Here is a 19542-nt window from a genome sequence, read left to right as displayed (position 1 = left end):
TCCCATATAAATTACTGAAATATGATAGTGTATATTGTATAGAAGAAAATCGAAATTGTATCCATCCATATGGTTGGATAATAAACCAACCAAAAAGAAGTGAGGTGATAAAATGGAGCGATTTGACTGGAAGCCAAATGGATTCTCTCCGATTCCCTTATATAAACAAATTGAGGAATATATAAAAGAGAAGATTATAAATGGAGAATGGACGATTGGTACAAAATTACCGTCACAGCGAGCTTTTTCACAAGCATTTGAAGTGAATCGAAGTACAATTATAATGGCTTTAGATGAATTAGCAGCGCAAGGATTGATTGAGGGAAAGGGTAGAAGAGGAACAATTGTGAGAAACGATACATGGAGTGTATCAACTTTGGTGCCTCCTCCTAACTGGAATTCTTATGTAGAAACAGGTATTTATTATCCGAATCTTCCCACCATTCAAGAGATTAATGAAGCCGAATTTTATCCACATATCATTCGATTGGGTACTGGTGAACTTTCACCAGAACTTTTACCTGAAAAGAAAACGAAGCAAATCATGAAAGAACTTTCTCGTGGGAAAATTCCTTTAGGATATGAGGAACCAAGAGGAGACTTCAAGTTGAGAGAACAAATAGCCACGTATTTACAAAAATATGATATTTTTGCATCGCCGGCATCTATATTAATTGTTTCGGGAGCAATTCAAGCACTGCAACTTATTTCGATGGGACTTCTATGCAAAGGCTCATCCATTTTACTTGAAAAACCATCTTATTTATACTCCCTCAATGTTTTTCAATCTGCAGGAATGCGTTTGTTTGGTATTCCGATGGATGAAAATGGGGTTCAGCCATCACTTATTTCAAAATATAAAAGACGATTCAATGGTTCAATTTTATATACTATTCCGTCTTTTCATAATCCAACAAGTCTTGTCATGAATGAACAAAGAAGGCAAGACGTTATGAAAGTATGTAATGAAATTGGATTACCTATAATTGAAGATGCCGTGTATCAAGATTTATGGCTTGATTCGTCTCCACCAAAACCATTGAAGGCATATGATACAAATGGGATCGTATTACATATTGGAAGTATGTCAAAAGTCATTAGTCCGGGTTTAAGAATCGGCTGGGTTGTTGGACCAGAACCAGTCATTAAAAGATTGGCAGATATAAAAATGCAAATGGATTACGGCTCGAGTTCGTTATCACAACGAGTTGCTGCAGAATGGTTTGCAAGTGAGTTATATGAGAAACATATACAGCAAATACGAATTGAGTTGAAAAAACGGAGAGACTTTATGCTTGCAATGCTAGAGAAATACTGCAGAGATATAGCAACTTGGCAAATACCAAGCGGTGGATTTTATATTTGGCTACATATTGAACAAAACATTTCGATGCGGGAGTTGTTTGAAAAAGCATTACAAGAAAAAATTCTACTCAATCCTGGAAATGTGTATGATAGAAATGCAAGCCAATATTTACGTCTTTCTTATTCATATGCCTCAATGCATGATATAGAGAAAGGGATTGAAATGGTTGCGAGATTGATAAAGAATCTCTCAGTACAATAATCACAATTTTTAGAAGTGAAAAATGATATCATAAATACCAGTAATTGGAAAAGGAGAAGAAATATGAAACAATATGTCATTTGTCAGGTTATCGATGGAACAAAGTATTTAGCTGCCTATGCAGAAACAAAACAAGAAGCGATTGAAAAAGCAGAATTATTAGGGTTAAGGACGGGAAGCCGCTACGTTGTTGTTACTGCTGAAGAAGCGGAGGGATTACAGTATCCCTAATTGTTAAGCTACTAAAATAGAGAAAAAGAGTGAATCTAAGATTCGCTCTTTTTTCATATTTGTATAAAATTAACTTCAAATATCATTTCTTTGTTTCTAAGATAATACTATACTTATTTCTGTATATTATAATATTTTATTTGGAAACAGTAATAAGAATGCTGTATGAGCTTATAAGTATTATTTTAACCATAGAAAATACATAGATGATAGAGGAGAGAATAAAATGAATGAAGTAAACATACGGCCTAAAAAAAGGTCTAAGTATCGTATTATGTTAGGAACGTGGTATTACTCTGTAAAAAGGAATATTCAATGGTTAACGGATGGGAAAAAGTATGCTAAAACTTTTCAACAAGAAAAGTTACCTTGTACTGTTATACAGCATCGAACAATACTGCTTCGTAAACTTAAAGATGTAGATATGTGGTATCAAGAGAATAAAATTATTAATTTGAAAATCGCTATTAAACAGTTAAATGGTGTTGTAATTAAGCCGGGAGAAACATTTTCTTATTGGCGTTTAATAGGTAAGACTACAAAGAGAAAAGGGTATGTAGAAGGAATGGTATTGCATTATGGTACTTTTAAACCAGGAGTTGGAGGTGGGCTTTGTCAACTTTCAAATTTAATATACTGGATGACATTACATACAACACTAACCGTAACAGAGCGATATCGTCATAGCTATGATGTATTTCCTGATTCAAAGCGTACACAGCCGTTTGGAAGTGGTGCGACTTGCTCCTATAACTATCTTGATTTACAAATAAAAAATGAAACAGATCAAGCTTATCAACTTCATCTTTACGTGACAGACGAACACTTAGTAGGGGAATGGAGAACAGCCTATCCTCAGCTTTACCAATATGAAGTATATGAAAAAGAACATGCAATTAAGCCAGCGTATTGGGGTGGCTATATCCGATGTAATGTCATACATCGTAGAGCGTTTAATCAACAAAAACAGTTTGTTGAGGATCAATATGTAACGGGAAATCACGCAATAATGATGTATGAGCCACTTCTGGCTTATAGTAGTGGTAAAAGTGAGGAGTAGTACTTTATGAAGAAGCCTAATAAAATGAAACTTTAATTTTACGGGTAGTTAATCTTACCTCTAACATCTTTACTTTCGTTGGACTTTGAGTTGGAGGTATTATTGTTCGTAAGTAGTAGGATAAAACATTTAGTTTATTAGGCTTATTTCTTTTTTATGATTTAGTGGTCTTACAATATCCATGTGAAAATAATGAAAAAAGTAAATGAATACAGTAAGAAGTATTTTTCTAAGGATTCTATGGATAGTAATGCTAATTTCTTTTTCAAATTCGATTCCCATTTCTAAATCGATTAATATATGTTTTGAAATTCCAAGACTGTAAAAATTTTTCGGCAGCGTGAAAACCAGACTGATAAAGCCATTCTTTTTCCTCAGTAGTTAATTGGAATTTTGTACTTGTAATTGTTCCAGTTGGAATTGCAATGGTTCTTGCTTTCGATTCTTTATCTAGATGGCGTAAGTCATGTGCTTGCATCATCGTTTTGAATAAGCCTTTAAACATCGAGATGGGATCTTCATAAGGAACAGGTTCAGCTTGTATTTCATTTTTTACAAAATGAAAGCCAAAAGTTGGCCAACGGGGTATATTAGGTGAGTCAAAAATCCAAATTGGATAATTGCTAAGAAGACCTCCATCAACCATATAACAAGGTTGTTTCCATTTAGGTGTTTTCCATTTTACTGGTTCGAAATAGAAAGGGATAGTACTGCTCATTCTAACAGCTTTTGCGATAGAGAAATCTTGATTTGTAAATCCATAGTTTGGTAAATCATCAGGGAAAATAACCATCTTTCCATTACTAATATCTGAGGCAATGATTTTTAAGTTTTGTGGATTAGATAAGTCGCTAAAATTATGAATCCCTTTTTTGTGTAGTAAGTCTTCTAACCATGTTTCTAAAAAAACATTTGAATAAATCCCTAATTTAGCCCATGCATTTAATCCCTTTCCTACAAAAGGAATTTTATCAAGTAAAGTTTTTTTTATAAATTGATGATAATTAACGTTACTAATAATTGTTTTTAATTCTTCACAAGAGTAACCTGCTGCCAGAAGGGCTGCAATAATAGCTCCAGCTGATGTTCCCGCTACACGTTCACATTCATAGCCTTGCTTTGCTAATGCACAAATTGCACCAACATGTGCAATTCCTCGAACGCCGCCACCTTCAAAGACACCATCGATTTTCATAGGAATAATTCCTTTCAAAGATTGGATTTGCCGTATAGCAAAAAAGCACGTGATTCACGTGCTTTTTTACAATAGTTTTTAAAGCCACTTAGCAACCGATGAAGCCGCCACAGCAGCTAGCTCCAATGATGATTAGAAGGATGAATAAAACGATTAATAAAGCGAAACCGCCGTAACCGCAACCACCACCATAACCGCCGTAACCGTAACCGCCACCACAACTGTAGCCGTAACCGCCACCATAACCATAACCCATATGGAATGCCTCCTTATAATAAAAGTTGAAATAAAGAAAAATGAACAATTTGAGGATCTGCTATAAGGAATTATGAAAGATCGTGTTTGTAGGAACACTGTATACTATGCTGTTTTAAACTTATTCGCGTCCTAGGGATAAGCCTGTTTTTTTGAATAACTTATTTCGATTTTTTAGGATGAAGGATGTACTGTATGTGTGTTATGATACGGATAAGCACATTTACGTAAGGAGAAGTTATGAGAAACCAGATTGATTTATTAATTGATAAATATGATTTAACACATATAAAACCAGAACTATTAGCTACTATATTTCCATGTGTAAAAGTTATTCCGAGACAAGAGGAGTCACTTTCAATTGGCTGTTCAAAGATGGGGGGAATGCCTGATGTTCCATCTACATTTGAATACCCAACTTATGAAGGGAAAGCGTTAGATTTTATTGCACAATTCAATCTAGCTGACCTACAAGGCGTGAACATAGAGCATGACTTACCTGAAACAGGTATGTTGTATTTTTTCTATAATGGCAATTATCAATATGATGGTACTTGGCGTGTTCTATATTATAACGTTCCGCTAGAACAATTACAGAGGATAAGTGATCAACCATCAAAATATACACAATGTGCATTATCATTTAAGCTAACATATAAACTCCCTGAGCTATTTATTGAAGATGAAGCTGATTCGGATCGTTTTCTACAACTATTAGAGGAGTTAATGCCAGATCATTATGATAATCATCAAGTATTTGGTGAACCGTTCTCAGTGCAAAGAGAAGTATTTGAGGAGGCTGGAGAATATGCTGGTATTAATGATCAGGATATGACATTGTTATTCCAAGTTGACTCTGACTATACAAATTGTAATATGATGTGGGGAGATTTAGGGATGCTGTATTTCTGCATTGGAAATGAAGATTTAAAGCAACGTCGTTTTGAAAATACATGTTGTGTATTGCAGTCTTGTTAGAAGGAAAAGCAGTAGTTAATTCTTATTGAAGAGTTTACTGCTTTTCTTTTACGATATATTTTTTAAAAATTCGATATTTAGTGATGATAAAATAATGATTAATAAATATGCACAATCCCATATTTTCTTTTTGAAAAAGTATTGTATACTTTAAAAGTATATGAACATTTTTTATGATTTTAAGTAGAAGGGCGTGACAAGATGAGATGAAGAAATCAAACAAGTACTTAACAGCTGTCGCACTTTGTTCAACGATTATGATTGGTGGTTTACAAGTTCCTGCAGTATCTTATGCAGCTACAAATGAAAAAGTGGACGATATAAAACCGGATACCAAATTATTAAAAAATTTCCAAAAAGAATTAAAAAAACATATTGATAATCGTGAAGAAAATATTACAATCACATATAAAACAAAAGCTAAGAATGGTAGAGAAGTGATGGATACGCTCTATAAAGAGTATACTAAGATAGTAGATGCAGATGAGTACTTAAAATACAATGTAGCAAGTACAAAATATTCAATTCGTGGTATACCAGAAAATTATACTTTTACATTAAAAATTACATATCGTGAATCAAAAGAACAAACGCAACATGTAAAGGCGCAAGCAAAATCAATTATAAGTTCTATTTTGAAGGTTGGCATGGATGAGCATGAAAAAGTGAAAGCAATTCATGATTATGTTGTGAAACATGTTTCATACGATACTTCCTATAAAGCTTATACGGCGTATGAAGCGTTGGTGAATCGTTCAGCGGTTTGTCAAGGATATACATTATTAACCTATCAATTATTAAAAGAAGCAGGTATTCAATCCCATATCGTAACTGGGATGGGGGATGGGCAAGCGCATGCCTGGAATCTAGTGAATATCGATGGAAAATGGTATCATCTTGATACTACGTTTGATGATCCGGTTCCAGATAAAGAGGGACGTGTAACCTATTCATATTTTAATATGTCTGATGAACAATTCAGTAAAGATCATAGCTGGGATCAGAGTAAATATCCGGCAGCAACAACAAATTATTATAATGAATTAACAAGTAAAATCAAGGTAGGAAGTCCAAAAACACTGGTATATCAGCAAATGTTAAAGGATACAAATCTTGTATATTTATCTGCTAAATATGGAGCGGATAACTACAATGAATTAAAGAAAAAATTACAGAAGCAATTTGCAGGACAACCTAAAAAAGTAGAAGTGCGCTATAAGCGGTCTATGGATGGAACGATGCAAGATGTTAAAAAAGTATTAAATGAAATTTCTTGGCCAAACGGAGTGAAACGAGTTTCTTATCAAGTAGCCCCATATAGTGCGCAAGCTGACTATTCATTGGCGACGATTACGTTTAAGTATTAATGAAAAGAGTATCTTCCGTAGATACTCTTTTTTCTTAGTTGTTAGTAGAAAGAGAAGCTAAAATAGCTAAGTCATATAAAATGAAAATTTAATCAGTGGGGCTTTCTCCATTCCCCACTGATTATTAGCCCTCACCAATCCGGCTTTTACGGGCAGTTGATCCTCTTTGCTTCTGCTGAATTTTGAGGTGGGGATCTTACTGCCCACAAATAGAAGAAAACTATTATTTTTAGAATGGATAACACATAATTAAAACCCTATTTATTGTAAAGTTATGTTGAAATCATCAAAAATAGGAATCAGGTGAATGATGTGTCTTTATTTGAAAATGATATATTTGTAATGATTTACTTGTGCGTCATGATAGGCCTTATTGTGTTATTTGTCGTATCTTTCACTCTTTTCATTCGGAGATTACTAATAAATTCTTCCACAAAAAATGTTCATTCCGATCAGATAGAGAAGAAGCTCGATAAAATTATAGAATTACTTGAAAAAGATAAAAAATAATTAAATAGAATAGGTGAAGGATATATTGGAGGAGTTAAGATGGCTGATTATATTAGAAAATTAAGAACAAAAGTAGGGCATGATTATGTAATTTTGAATTTTTCTGGCGGCTGTGTTTTTAATGAAGTAGGTGAAGTGCTTCTTCAAAAAAGAGGGGATAATGGTGCATGGGGATTTCTTGGCGGGGCAATGGAAATTGGAGAATCGGCTGAAGAAACTGCAATTCGAGAAATAAGGGAAGAGACTGGGTATATGGTGCAAGTGGATGAGCTTATAGGCGTATATACAAAGTATTTTCATACATATCCGAATGGAGATCAAGCACAGACGATAGGAATGTTCTTTAAATGCTCCATAATTGGTGGAAGTAAAAATATAGATGGAGAAGAAACTTTAGATTTACAGTTTTTCCCGTTAGATCAAATGCCTGTACTATTTAATGAACAGCATAAGGATTGTTTGCAAGATATTCTGAAAGGGAAAACAGCTGTATATCGTTAACGAAAAAACTGCATTAAAAAGAATATCGTACATTTTTTATTTAGTTAATAGTTAGTTTGCTCTATTAGACAATAGACTTTAAAGACAAGAGGAAAAAGATATGACTTATGAATTTGTTTTTAAAGATTCCTTTATGGACCTGAGAAAAACTTATATACAAGAAACGAAAACGAATGAGGAAATACTACTTTATCCTAGATGGAGCTTTCCAAACGGAAAATATTCATTTTTTTGTAGGGAAGAAGAGTATAAGGCAATATCAACAAAAGAAAGCGTTATGTATAATGTATTTATAGTGTGTCATCCGGATGGAAGCGAAATTGCGAGAGTTAAAAATATACCATTGTTAAAAAAAGAGTCTATATTAAAAGAACTTAATTTAGTGTATGGTAAAAATAGTTATCAGATAAAGACTACGCTTGCATTTAAAAATATTACTATAAGTAAAGATGAAGAATTGATAATGACAGCCAATAAAATCTCCTCGATATATAAAAATGTTTTGAGTATGTATGATTACAATGTTAATGTTCATAATACGTTAGACTTGCCATTTGTAGTGTGGGTGGCAATTTTTAAAGGGATAGTGTTATTGATGAGACATTAATGCTTAAAAAATCCAGAAAAAGAAGCCAATATAAATTGACTTCTTTTTTCTTTATATGTTTATTTCCACCAATCATCAAACATTGATGCCGGTGTTTGTCTTTTATGTTCACTTACTGTATAACGTTTTTCGATTTTTTCTGCAACGTCTTCAGGAACTGCTTTTCCTTCTAAGTAATCATCTAGTTGATCGTATGTAATGCCTAATTCTGTTTCGTCAGCTTGACCTGGCTTTTCGTCTAATAAATCAGCTGTTGGCATTTTTAAGTAAAGACGCTCTTCAGCACCTAATTCTTGTAATAAAGCTCTTCCTTGACGTTTTGTTAAGCCTGTAAGTGGTAGAAGGTCAGCACCGCCATCTCCGAATTTTGTAAAGAATCCTGTTACAGCCTCAGCAGCGTGATCTGTTCCGATAACAAGTAAACCTTGTTGTCCACCAATTGCATATTGTGTGACCATACGAATGCGAGCCTTGACGTTTCCTTTATTGAAGTCTGTTAATGACTCTCCTAATAAGTCTTTATATTGATTTGAAAATGCATCAACTGTTGATGCAATATCAAAAGCAACAGATTGATCTGGCTGAATGAATTGTAACGCTAATTGTGCATCATCTTCATCTTTTTGCACGTGATATGGAAGACGTACAGCAATAAATGTTGCGTTGCCTCCTTCATTACGAACTTCTTCAACTGCAAGTTGTGCTAAGCGACCCGCTAGTGTGGAATCTTGTCCACCGCTAATTCCAAGCACAAATCCTTTTGCGCCGGTTTTTCTTAAATAGTCTTTTAAAAAATCAATTCGTTTACGAGTTTCTGCCTTCGGATCGATTACAGGTTGAACATGTAGTGCTTTCATAATTTGTTCTTGTAATGTCATTATGTTTTCCTCCTATTCATATAGAACAAGCAATACGTTTATATGTACTGATTCATATATCTCCACCCTTATTATTTCGCAAAATTAGCGAATATACAATAGGTTGAACGTATGAATATGAATGTAGTCATTATAAAAAAACTACGTTGTTTAATCAATTTTTCTGTAACCTTTCAAAAATGTAAGGTTTTTGTCATTTGAATCGATGGAAGATATTTCTTCGCTTCATTATGATTGCAGTATAGTGATTGGAAGGGCGGAGAAACAATATGAATATTAGGGAATTAGCGTTTCGTAATGTAACGCGAAATAGACGAACATATTCAGCTTATTTTTTGAGTAGTGCATTTGCAATTATGGCCTTTTTTGTTTATTCATTTTTTGCATTTCATCCAGCATTAAGCGCAGGCCAATTAGGTCAATATGTATTTGTAAGTATGTCTGTTGCACAGGTCATTATTTATCTTTTTACGTTTTTCTTTATTTTGTATTCAATGGGAATGTTTTTAAAAACAAGAAAGCGTGAATTGGGAATTTTAATGATGCTAGGTATGACGAAATTTCAATTAAAGCGTCTTATCTTTTTTGAAAATGTTATGATCGGTATCGCTGCAATTATTACAGGTATCATTTGCGGCATGCTGTTTTCGGGTATATTGATTTTGGTAGCGCCATTATTACTAAAGTTAGATTTATCTTTATCATACTATGTACCAACAACAGCAATCGGTGTAACAAGCATTATGTTTTTCATATTATTTATTATCATTTCATTCTTTAGTGCAGGGCTGATTCGTAAAAATCAGATTATGAAACTACTTAGAGGTGCAGTAAAAGCAAAGCCTGAACCAAAAGCTTCAATTATTTCTTCGTTCTTAGCTATAGTATTGCTTGGAGCGGGATATATAGGTGCTTTAATTTCGCATGGTGCCATGGTATTTATTATGTTGATTCCTGTAACGACAGTTGTCATTATTGGCACATACTTATTTTATAAGCAGCTCAGCGTATTTATTATTCGAGCATGTAAAAAGAGTAAACGGTTGTATTGGACGAGAACGAATATTATTACTCTTTCAGATTTAGCGTACCGTATGAGAGATAACGCGCGGATGTTCTTTATTGTTACCATTATTTCAACTGTAGCATTTTCAGCTATTGGTACATTAGTCGGCTTTGCTTCCATGACAAAGGGAATCATGAATCAACCAATTGCATTCCATTATCACTCTAAACAAGGGGATGAAAATGAGCCACAGCACGTACGATTCATTGGACAAACATTGAAGAGATATCATATATCTGCTGAAAAAATAGATATTGTATCAAAGAAAACTGAAAATAAACCACTAAGAGATGCGACATTTGTAAGAGAATCTGATTATAAAAAGTATGCAAAGTTAACGGGGGAGCCAGTTGATTTATTAACTGAAAATGCAGTACTATTTCTATCGATAGAAATACCAGGTCCACCGAAAAAAGAAAGAACAACAATTGAATTACCGAATGATAACAAATCGTTGCAGGTAAAAAAAGTTAACACATCTTCTCTTGGTAAAGTACTTACTGGAAATATCTATGTAGTTTCAGAAGCTCAATATAATTTACTACAAGATGGATTCAAAGAAGTAAAAGATTACATGTATAAAACAAACGAAACAAAAAATGAAATTGAAGCTGGAAAAGAACTTACCCACCAGATAAAAGCTTATCAAGAATATTCAAGATTTAGTGCTGCAGAATATGATCAAAATCAGGCTTTACAATTTGCTGGACCTATCTTTTTTGTAGGATTCTTTATTGGTATTGTATTCTTTGTTTGTGCAGGTAGTTTTTTATACTTCCGCTTATTCTCTGACTTAGAAGAGGACTATCGTTTATTTGATTCCATTCGAAAAGTAGGTTTAACAAGTGGTGAGTTAGCAAAAGTAGTAACGATCCGATTAGGGCTATTATTCTTTGTTCCAATTGGTGTTGCGACATTACATGGTGCAGTTGCGTTAACAGCTTTAGGGCAAATGTTTGAGTATTCACTTGTAAAAGAAAATGCGATTGTATTAAGTATCTTTGTAGGGATTCAAATTGTGTACTTTATCCTGATACGATCACGTTATTTAAAGCAATTGAAAGAAAGATTACGAATGAGTTAACATATAGTAGTTCATAAAACTCCCCTAACACATGAGGTTAGGGGAGTTTTTATTATATAAATAAAAACTTGGATATTTTTAAGAGTTTACATGTAATGTTTTAATAATTGTATATACAAATAGTAATTTGTAGTTTTTGTGAACAGTCTTGTTTTTCACATATATTTGTCCTACACTTTATTTGTTTGTAAGAAAGCAATATACATATAGTGTAAAGTTAATGATTAACTTTATTAAATGTTAATAATGTGTAAGGAGGGTTTGTATGTTGAAATGGTTACAGAGCACAACAGACTTTGCGAGTAGTAAAAAAGGTGCGAAAATCATTGTTGTATCTTGGATTATTATTATGCTTGTACTAACAGGAGTCTCCAAACCAGCAAAGAAATACGCAAATAATGTAAGTGGTGATGGCATTCCGAAAAGCGCAGCATCCTTGCAAGCTGAAAAACAAGTAGAAAAGTATTTTCCAAATGATGAAGGATTACCGGCTATTATTGTATTTGATCAAAAAGAGGAAATGAAGGAAGAAGAGTTACAACATATTCAAGAAATGACCAAGAGGCTAGAGGATAAGAAAATAAAGCATGTCGAGAAAATTGTACCAATTAGTGAAATGCCAGTTCAAATGTTAACAGGTTTTTTATCTAAAGATAAAACAAGTTTTATTTTACCTGTTACAATGACAAATAATCTAGAAGTAAAAGAGATTCACAATACTGTAAATCAAATAAAAAAAGAATTGAAACAGGAATTACCTTCTAGTATGGAGGCGAAGGTAACGGGTCCAGCGGGGATTGCTGCGGATACGTTAGAAATTTTTAAAAATGCTGATGTAGTACTTCTATTATCAACAATTGGGTTGATTTTTGTATTATTAATTATGATTTATCGTTCGCCACTATTAGCAGTTATTCCACTCATAGCGGCAATTATTGTGTACCAAGTAATCGACCGAACCCTTGGTTTATTTGGTAAATTTGGCCTCGAAATAAAATCACAATCCTTGTCGATTATGTCAATCTTATTATTCGCCGCGTTAACGGATTATGCTTTATTTATTTTTGCAAGGTACAAGGAAGAGTTGCAAAAGCGTGAAGATAAATATGAAAGTATGAAGCAAGCGATGAGAAGGGTAGGCGAACCGATTTTCTTTAGTGGGAGTACTGTGCTTGCTTCGATGTTAATGCTGTTTTTCGCAGTATATAATGGTTATCGAAACTTCGCCCCGCTATTTTCTATTGCGCTTGTTGTCATTATTCTAGGTGGAATTACATTACTACCTGCCCTCTTTACGCTGTTTGGTAGAAAAGCATTCTGGCCGTTTATTCCAAAAATTGGGCAGCAAAAAGAAAAACACGTGATATGGAAAAAGGTGAGTCATGTCGTAGTAAGTAGACCATATATTATTGGAGGAGCGGTTGCTGTATTTCTAATTGTATGCTCAATGAATATTTTTCAAATTAAGTATTCATTCAATCTATTAAAGTCTTTCCCGGACAATTTAGAATCCAGACAAGGATATGAATTAATTGAAAAGAAATACTCTCCTGGTCAATTGGCACCAATTACAGTTGTAGTAAATAAAGAGGGAAAATTATCAAATGAAGAAATCGTACAGTTTGTAGAAAAGCTAGACAAACAAAAAGGTGTAGAAGGGTTGAATCCTTCTATTGAAACGATTAAAAAGAACACAAGTCAATTATTGTCTGAGGATGGAAAAGCGGCAAAAGTACAATTAATTTTAAAAGATCAACCATACTCATTACAAGCAATGGACACGATTCAATCGCTTCAAAGTAAAGAAAGTGAATTTGTAAAGGATGGTCATGTTTATTTCGCAGGTGAAACAGCAAAGCAAGCGGATCTGTATGATATTAATAATCATGATACAACATTAATCGTTGTGTTAATCTCTAGCTTAATTTTTATTTTATTAGGTATTCAAACAAAATCACTCATTGCACCAATTTATATGATTGGAACGATATTGTTATCATATTGTGCGGCATTAGGGCTTAGTATGTTCTTATTCCAGCATTTGTTTGGATATACTGACATGAGTTATCGAATTCCATTATATACGTTTGTGTTCCTTGTTGCACTTGGTGTTGATTACAATATTATGCTCGTTTCACGCATTAAGGAAGAAGCAGCACAGCATTCGTTACAAGCAGCAATTGAAAATGGGTTAACAGCGACAGGAGGCGTCATTTCTTCTGCTGGTATCATATTAGCGGCTACATTTGCTGTATTAACTACTCAGCCCTTATTAGAGCTGTTTATGTTTGGATTTGTAGTTGCACTAGGGGTTATTATCGATACATTCCTTGTGCGGACATTGCTTGTTCCAGCAATTATGCTTTTATTAAAGAAATGGAGTTTGTGGCCGCAAAAAATGAAGTAATATAGGATTTCAAAAACGTCTTTTTCGTCAGAATATCTGGTGGAAAAGATGTTTTTTTTATATTGACAAAAATATTGAAGCAGGAAAATGGAAGTGAGAAAACGAATGTTATTTATAAATGTAAGCGCATTCAACGGGAGGGTAATATATTTTTAGGAGGGGTTATGGTGAACAGTAGTACAGCGAATAAACAAAAAGGTATTCAATTAATTCCGTTTACGGTCGATAAAGTAATAGAGCAAGTGAACGAAATTCCACCAGGTGTACAACTGATTCATGCTCCTGGTGCTTGGGAAAAGAGTGCAAAAGGAAAAGACATTGTCGTTGCTGTTTTAGATACAGGTTGTGATATAAATCATGTTGATTTAAAAGATCGAATTATTGGCGGGAGAAATTTTACTGAAGATTATGAAGGGGACCCGAAAGTCTATCTTGATAATAATGGTCACGGTACGCATGTTGCAGGAACAATTGCAGCAGCAGAAAATGGGGTAGGGGTACTGGGCGTTGCTCCACTTGCTAAGTTATTAGTGTTAAAAGTATTATCAGGAGATGGTTCAGGAAGCTATCAACAAATTATTGAGGCTATTGATTATGCAGTGCGCTGGAGAGGGCCTAATCAAGAACGGGTACGAATCATTTCTATGTCACTCGGCGGGCCACAAGATGTTCCAGAGTTACATGAAGTCATTCAACATGCGGTGAAACAGGACGTACTCGTTGTATGTGCAGCAGGAAATAATGGAGATTGCAGTGATGAAACAGAGGAATTAGACTTTCCAGGTGCTTATTCAGAAGTAATTGAAGTAGGTGCTGTTAATTTAGAAAGGAAACTTGCTTGTTTTAGTAATTCAAATCAGGAAATTGATTTAGTCGCTCCAGGAGAAGAAATACTTTCTACTTATCCTGAAGGAAAGTATGCGGTATTAAGTGGGACGTCAATGGCAACGCCGCATATTGCGGGAGCATTAGCCCTTCTGATTAAACAATGTGAAAGAGAATATGGAAGAAAGTTATCAGAACCAGAAATCTATGCACAACTCATTAAACGTACTGTACCATTAGGATATGAGCGAACATCTGAAGGGAATGGTTTAATAGATTTATTAAAAGAATAATTGCTATTAAAAAACATCTCATATTTATATGAGATGTTTTTTAATACGGTTCCGTTGCTTGCAAGACAGCATCTAATAGTCCAGGAAATCGAGCGTTTAAATCTTCCGTTCGAATCGAAATAAAACGCTGCGTTCCTTCTATACGTGTATACATTACACCTGATTCACGCAAAACTTTAAAATGATGGGATAAGGTTGATTTTGCCACAGGAATATTTAGTGCACCACATGATTGTTCATTTTGTTCCATTAGCATGTTTACAATTTGTAAACGAATTTGGTCGCTGAGGGCATATAAGACAGAAGAAAATTGAATTTCTTCTCGGTTTGGATGGTATAGTGTTCGCATATTGTCACCTACTTTTATAAGTTCTTTCAGTTGAAATATATCATATAGCATGATATATTTCTATTGTTCGAATATATTCGAATAATAGAAATATAGGGGGATGAAAATGAATTATACGACGTTGCAAAAGGGAGAATTACAGATTTCTCAAATTGGTTTAGGAACGAATGCAGTAGGGGGTCACAACTTATATTCGAATGTGAATGAACAAGAAGGTATGAAAATGATTGAGGAAGCTATAAGGCAAGGAATTACATTTATAGATACAGCGGACGCATATGGGGTTGGAAGGTCTGAAGAATTAATAGGGGAGACAATTAAAGGAAAACGACAAGATGTTGTGCTTGCTACAAAAGGAGGAATACAGCCTTTATTTAAGGGCTCTACTTGTATTAACAATGAACCAAATTATTTAAGAAGTGCAGTAGAAAATAGTTTGCGCAGACTTCAGACAGATTATATTGATTTATATTATTTACATTTTACCAATCCAGAAACTATGTACATAGATTCAATTGGGGAACTTGTTCGTTTAAAAGAAGAAGGAAAAATTCGTTCAATCGGAATATCAAATGTAAATCTAGCTCAGTTAAAAGAGGCAAATCAGTTTGGAGATATTGATGTACTGCAGGCTCCCTATAATATGTTAGATCGTACAGCAGAGAAGGAACTTTTACCATATTGCATAGAAGAAGGGATTTCATTTATTCCATATGGACCTCTTGCTTTTGGAATTTTAGGTGGTAAATATCCGGAAAATTTGAAATTAGATGAAAAAGATTGGCGCCATGATGTTTCATTATTTGAGGAACGTACATATAAGAAAAACTTTATGAAAGTTGAAAAATTAAAAGAGTTTGCTAGAGAAAAAGATACAACGTTATCTAATATAGCGTTAGCTTGGCTTCTAAATCAAAGGGGAATTGATACGGTGATTCCAGGTGGGAAACGTGCAGAGCAAGTAAGAGAAAATGTAAAGGTAGTAGATGTCTCGTTAAATGAGTGTGATTTGGAATATGTACAATCTATTCTAGAGGATTAACAAAGAGGGGGAAACGCTTCTTACCCCTTTCTTACCATTCTATTGTAAGTCGTTATAAACAACTATTAGGAGATTCTAAAACCTCACTTACTTACTTTGCATATTTTCTTTTTCAAACTGGTAACTTTGCAGCATTTTCATTTTTGGGAGTATGGTTAACAACTCAATTTAAGTTACAAGTAAATGAAGTAGGAACAGCAATGCTTATACTTGGACTAGGAAATCTAACAGGAAATATTGTAGGACCTAGACTTGTAAAAAGTATGCATTTTATGGTGGTATTTTTGTCGTAGCTGGCCTATATGTTATTTTACCGTATTTGAAACATATTCTATTGGTTGCGTTATTTTTCTTTATTGTATTTTTTATTACAGGAATTCTATTTGTACTCATGATGAGTCGTTTGCAAAAGATGTCTAGCACAGCCAGGGGAACAGGAGCGGCGTTAGCAAACTCTTCTATGTATATTGGACAAACAATTGGGGCGGCAATAGCGGGGGTGCTAATTGCAGCATTTGGTAATTTTATTTTCATTGGTTTATTTACGGCTATCTTATATGTGGTTTCACTTCTAGTGTTCCGAAAAAGCGATCGATACATGACGGGAGAAATAGGAGAAAAACAGAAGACCGCCTCTTTATAATCAATAATAATATTGTTATGTAAACAAAATGACAAAAAGCACTGTTTTAGTGATGCGTCTAAAACAGTGCTTTTCGTTTGGATTGAACAGTTGCAGCATTTTCATCTTCGATTCCTGCTTCTTCAATAATTCGTTTTTGGGCTTTATCCAATAGGTGATTGACTGCCTCACCAAAATAGTTAGCTTCGCGCTTTGTGCGGGCTGCTCGTAAACATTTATAGTTTTCTATCAGTTCCTCTTTTTCAGAGTCTGTTAAGAAATCTTCTATTGTCTTTTTTGGCATACGAAACACCCTTTCTTCTGACAGACGACGCAATTCAGAAATATTTATTCCCCATTATAACAGTAATTTTTAAATGAAGTATAGATTAACGCCGTAATAATTTGTCAATTTCTTGAATTTTTTCATCGGCTTTACTAATCTGTGTGTTTTTTGCCTGTTCACCGCCGAGGGCTTGATGAAGTAAGAATGTTTGCCCTGAAATGGCAGTGACAATGGACACTTTAATAATTTCTTTTATAGTAATCACATCAAATAAGACGAGTCCCAGAAGTGCAGCAAGACTACCAGTCAAAATATCAGTGAAAAACCCAAGATGAAAAAATGTTTTTAAACGGCGTGGAAGCAATAACTTGCCTTGGTTATTGATAAGATGGGAAACGAAACCAGTAATGCCACCAATGAGAACAGCAGTTAGCCATTGATACATCTCCATCAAATCCACTCCTTTTAGTGAATAAGATTCGTTTTTTACATCCGTATTCCTTTTTAAATTTTATATAAGTATATTGAGAAAATTTGGTTTGGCTACATGCTCGTTCACTTTTATTATAACAGAAAATTCTGGTATATTTCAGTCTATTATGTGACGTTCTTTTTCATTATCATAAAATCTAGAAAAGGAGGATGAAAAAATGAAAATAGATTACCGAATACGAAGTATAGAGAATTATACGCCAAATGTAGGACAACTTGTTAGCATGCAAGAGCGGTTACATTGTATGAAATAAAAGATTTAACAGTAGAAAATTTAGATTTTATCTTGGTCGATGGTGGGAATTCTATCGGCGCATTGCTAAAACATATTGCCGCAATAGAAAAAATTCATCAGCTCATTTCTTTCCAGAACCGAGATTTTACAAAAGAGGAGTTGAAGGGATGGAATAACGCTCTTTTCTTAGGAGAAGCGGGAAGAAGAATTCGCGGGCATGAGGTGCAATACTACGTACAACTTTTTAATAAAGTTCGAGAAGAATCGCTGCGATATTTAAAAGAAAAAGATGATGCTTGGTTAATGTCAGAAGGTCGATGGGATAACGGGGGCATATATAATCAGTACTATTTGTGGTTCCATGTACTAGAAGATGAAATCAGCCATCGCGGACAAATAAGGACGATAAAAAAGTATATATCTGAAAATTTAGTTAAATAAAGTAGCTTTTCAAAATAATATTACATATAATGAGATTAACGAAACTAAGAACGGAGTGATGTATTATGGCGATGATTTATATGGATGTTAAAGTAAGTACAAAGGTGGATGGAAAGAGCGAGACTTTGTAAAGAATCGCGTCATCCTTCCACTGAGCTCAAAATAGGGAGGATATAGATTTGAATCAAAATTGTTTAGAAACATTCGGATGGGATTCTTTTTTTGAGGATCAATCTTTAGAAAAGTATGAAATAGGTCGAATTTTACTTGAACATAAGCACATGTACCGTATTATTTGTGATGATGGCGAATATATGGCAGAGTTATCTGGAAAGTTTCGTCATGAAGCATTAGATAAAGGTGATTATCCAGCAGTTGGTGATTGGGTGCATGTAAAGAAAATAAAAGAGGAAAGCAAGGCAATTATTCATAGTGTTTTTCAAAGAAAAAGTTCCTTTTCTAGGCAAGCAGCTGGCGAAAGAACGGTTGAGCAGATTGTGGCAGCAAATGTTGATTATCTATTTTTAGTAAATGCGCTTAATCATGATTTTAATGTAAGAAGAATTGAACGTTATTTATTATTAGCTTATGAAAGTGGATCAATGCCTGTTATTGTTTTGACGAAAAGTGACTTGTGTGAAGATGTGGAGCAAAAGATATTGGAAACAGAGGCAATAGCTATTGGTGTTCCAATCTTTGCAGTGGATAGTTTACAGCAAGCGGGAGTTGAGTCCTTGCAACAATTTGTCACTTCTGGAAAAACGATTGCTCTTGTTGGTTCTTCAGGCGCCGGGAAATCTACTTTGCTAAATGCATTAATGGGAAGTGAAGTTGCAAAAACAGGTGGTATTCGCGAAGAGGATAGTAAAGGACGGCATACTACGACACATCGTGAGTTGTTTCAATTACCAAGTGGTGGTTTAGTAATTGATACGCCAGGAATGCGAGAACTTCAACTGTGGGAGGGAAGCGAAGCGATTCATGCGACGTTTTCTGATATTGAAAAATTTGCAGAAGAGTGCCGTTTTCGTGATTGCCAGCATGAAAATGAGCCTGGGTGTGCAGTTCGCACCGCTATTGATGAGGGGATTTTAGAAGCAAACCGTTTGCAGAATTATAAAAAATTGCAAAAGGAAATTGCATACGCAATGAGAAAACAAGATCTAGCGCTTGCTCGTGCTGAGCGGGAGAAGTGGAAAAAAATAGCGAAGCAGAATCGGAGAAAGTAGAATAGAATGAGAAGCCAAAAGC

At 34.4% G+C, this 19542-nt stretch carries 19 protein-coding genes and 2 pseudogenes; 15 read left to right on the top strand and 6 right to left on the bottom strand.

Annotated features, from left to right (window positions below; genetic code table 11):
- The first annotated feature begins 112 nt into the window (after positions 1 to 112).
- From C568_RS0109420 to C568_RS0109410, 3 genes are all read left to right on the top strand, one after another.
- Positions 113 to 1567, top strand: a complete 1455-nt coding sequence (locus C568_RS0109420) for an aminotransferase-like domain-containing protein (RefSeq protein ID WP_006094594.1) — start codon at positions 113 to 115, stop codon at positions 1565 to 1567.
- A 63-nt stretch (positions 1568 to 1630) separates the two neighbouring features.
- Positions 1631 to 1798: a DUF3933 family protein gene (locus C568_RS32760; RefSeq protein WP_003197025.1), complete on the top strand. Its 168-nt coding sequence runs from the start codon at positions 1631 to 1633 to the stop codon at positions 1796 to 1798.
- A gap of 226 nt (positions 1799 to 2024) precedes the next feature.
- Positions 2025 to 2858, top strand: coding sequence for a VanW family protein (locus tag C568_RS0109410; RefSeq protein WP_018781341.1), 834 nt, complete (start codon positions 2025 to 2027; stop codon positions 2856 to 2858).
- 265 nt (positions 2859 to 3123) lie between these two features.
- Here the strand turns inward: C568_RS0109410 and C568_RS0109405 are convergent, their stop codons facing one another.
- Together C568_RS0109405 and C568_RS0109400 are read right to left on the bottom strand one after the other, a co-directional pair.
- The gene (locus C568_RS0109405) at positions 3124 to 4053 is read right to left on the bottom strand and encodes a patatin-like phospholipase family protein (RefSeq protein WP_018781340.1); all 930 of its coding nucleotides are present in this window, start codon (positions 4051 to 4053) and stop codon (positions 3124 to 3126) included.
- Between the two features lie 88 nt (positions 4054 to 4141).
- The gene (locus tag C568_RS0109400) at positions 4142 to 4309 is read right to left on the bottom strand and encodes a YjcZ family sporulation protein (protein WP_003197032.1); all 168 of its coding nucleotides are present in this window, start codon (positions 4307 to 4309) and stop codon (positions 4142 to 4144) included.
- Positions 4310 to 4548: 239 nt separating this feature from the next.
- Between C568_RS0109400 and C568_RS0109395 the strand changes: the two genes are divergently transcribed.
- The 5 genes from C568_RS0109395 to C568_RS0109375 all read left to right on the top strand — a co-directional run bounded on the left by C568_RS0109395 (position 4549) and on the right by C568_RS0109375 (position 8271).
- Complete coding sequence (locus tag C568_RS0109395; protein ID WP_003197034.1) at positions 4549 to 5286, top strand: YwqG family protein; 738 nt, start codon at positions 4549 to 4551, stop codon at positions 5284 to 5286.
- Positions 5287 to 5492: 206 nt separating this feature from the next.
- Entirely contained in the window at positions 5493 to 6653 is a 1161-nt protein-coding gene (locus C568_RS0109390) for a transglutaminase domain-containing protein (protein WP_006094592.1), read from the top strand.
- Between the two features lie 312 nt (positions 6654 to 6965).
- Positions 6966 to 7163, top strand: coding sequence for a DUF4083 domain-containing protein (locus C568_RS0109385; RefSeq protein ID WP_018781339.1), 198 nt, complete (start codon positions 6966 to 6968; stop codon positions 7161 to 7163).
- Positions 7164 to 7202: 39 nt separating this feature from the next.
- Positions 7203 to 7664 (top strand): NUDIX hydrolase, encoded by a 462-nt coding sequence (locus C568_RS0109380; protein WP_006094590.1) that lies wholly within the window; start codon positions 7203 to 7205, stop codon positions 7662 to 7664.
- A 100-nt stretch (positions 7665 to 7764) separates the two neighbouring features.
- Entirely contained in the window at positions 7765 to 8271 is a 507-nt protein-coding gene (locus C568_RS0109375; protein ID WP_006094589.1) for a hypothetical protein, read from the top strand.
- A 59-nt stretch (positions 8272 to 8330) separates the two neighbouring features.
- Here C568_RS0109375 and nadE read toward each other — a convergent pair whose 3' ends face one another.
- Positions 8331 to 9149, bottom strand: a complete 819-nt coding sequence (nadE, locus tag C568_RS0109370; RefSeq protein WP_003197043.1) for an ammonia-dependent NAD(+) synthetase — start codon at positions 9147 to 9149, stop codon at positions 8331 to 8333.
- A 269-nt stretch (positions 9150 to 9418) separates the two neighbouring features.
- Here nadE and C568_RS0109365 point away from each other — a divergent pair, with 269 nt between their 5' ends.
- The 3 genes from C568_RS0109365 (at position 9419) to C568_RS0109355 (ending at position 14824) form a co-directional block, all read left to right on the top strand.
- Positions 9419 to 11299 (top strand): FtsX-like permease family protein, encoded by a 1881-nt coding sequence (locus tag C568_RS0109365; RefSeq protein WP_006094588.1) that lies wholly within the window; start codon positions 9419 to 9421, stop codon positions 11297 to 11299.
- Positions 11300 to 11564: 265 nt separating this feature from the next.
- Positions 11565 to 13706, top strand: a complete 2142-nt coding sequence (locus C568_RS0109360) for an MMPL family transporter (protein WP_006094587.1) — start codon at positions 11565 to 11567, stop codon at positions 13704 to 13706.
- A 167-nt stretch (positions 13707 to 13873) separates the two neighbouring features.
- Positions 13874 to 14824, top strand: coding sequence for a S8 family peptidase (locus C568_RS0109355; RefSeq protein ID WP_018765452.1), 951 nt, complete (start codon positions 13874 to 13876; stop codon positions 14822 to 14824).
- A 40-nt stretch (positions 14825 to 14864) separates the two neighbouring features.
- Here C568_RS0109355 and C568_RS0109350 read toward each other — a convergent pair whose 3' ends face one another.
- A complete protein-coding gene (locus C568_RS0109350; RefSeq protein ID WP_018781338.1) occupies positions 14865 to 15173 on the bottom strand; it encodes an ArsR/SmtB family transcription factor in 309 nt (102 codons plus the stop codon).
- A 106-nt stretch (positions 15174 to 15279) separates the two neighbouring features.
- Here C568_RS0109350 and C568_RS0109345 point away from each other — a divergent pair, with 106 nt between their 5' ends.
- Both C568_RS0109345 and C568_RS35275 read left to right on the top strand, forming a co-directional pair.
- The gene (locus C568_RS0109345; protein ID WP_018781337.1) at positions 15280 to 16215 is read left to right on the top strand and encodes an aldo/keto reductase; all 936 of its coding nucleotides are present in this window, start codon (positions 15280 to 15282) and stop codon (positions 16213 to 16215) included.
- A gap of 38 nt (positions 16216 to 16253) precedes the next feature.
- Positions 16254 to 16858 (top strand): annotated as a pseudogene (locus C568_RS35275) (MFS transporter); the annotation flags it as partial.
- A 58-nt stretch (positions 16859 to 16916) separates the two neighbouring features.
- Here the strand turns inward: C568_RS35275 and C568_RS0109335 are convergent.
- Together C568_RS0109335 and C568_RS0109330 are read right to left on the bottom strand one after the other, a co-directional pair.
- Entirely contained in the window at positions 16917 to 17141 is a 225-nt protein-coding gene (locus C568_RS0109335; RefSeq protein WP_006094581.1) for a hypothetical protein, read from the bottom strand.
- Between the two features lie 85 nt (positions 17142 to 17226).
- Entirely contained in the window at positions 17227 to 17574 is a 348-nt protein-coding gene (locus C568_RS0109330) for a DUF4257 domain-containing protein (protein ID WP_018781335.1), read from the bottom strand.
- A gap of 199 nt (positions 17575 to 17773) precedes the next feature.
- Here C568_RS0109330 and C568_RS0109320 point away from each other — a divergent pair.
- Together C568_RS0109320 and rsgA are read left to right on the top strand one after the other, a co-directional pair.
- Positions 17774 to 18291, top strand: a pseudogene (locus tag C568_RS0109320) (DinB family protein).
- Between the two features lie 179 nt (positions 18292 to 18470).
- Positions 18471 to 19520 carry a ribosome small subunit-dependent GTPase A gene (gene rsgA, locus C568_RS0109315; RefSeq protein ID WP_003197062.1) on the top strand — a complete coding sequence of 350 codons (1050 nt, stop codon included), beginning with the start codon at positions 18471 to 18473 and terminating at the stop codon, positions 19518 to 19520.
- Positions 19521 to 19542: the final 22 nt, after the last annotated feature.

The organism is Bacillus sp. 95MFCvi2.1 (assembly GCF_000374965.1).
GTDB lineage: Bacteria > Bacillota > Bacilli > Bacillales > Bacillaceae_G > Bacillus_A > Bacillus_A pseudomycoides.
This window is presented reverse-complemented; position numbering and strand designations above follow the sequence as displayed.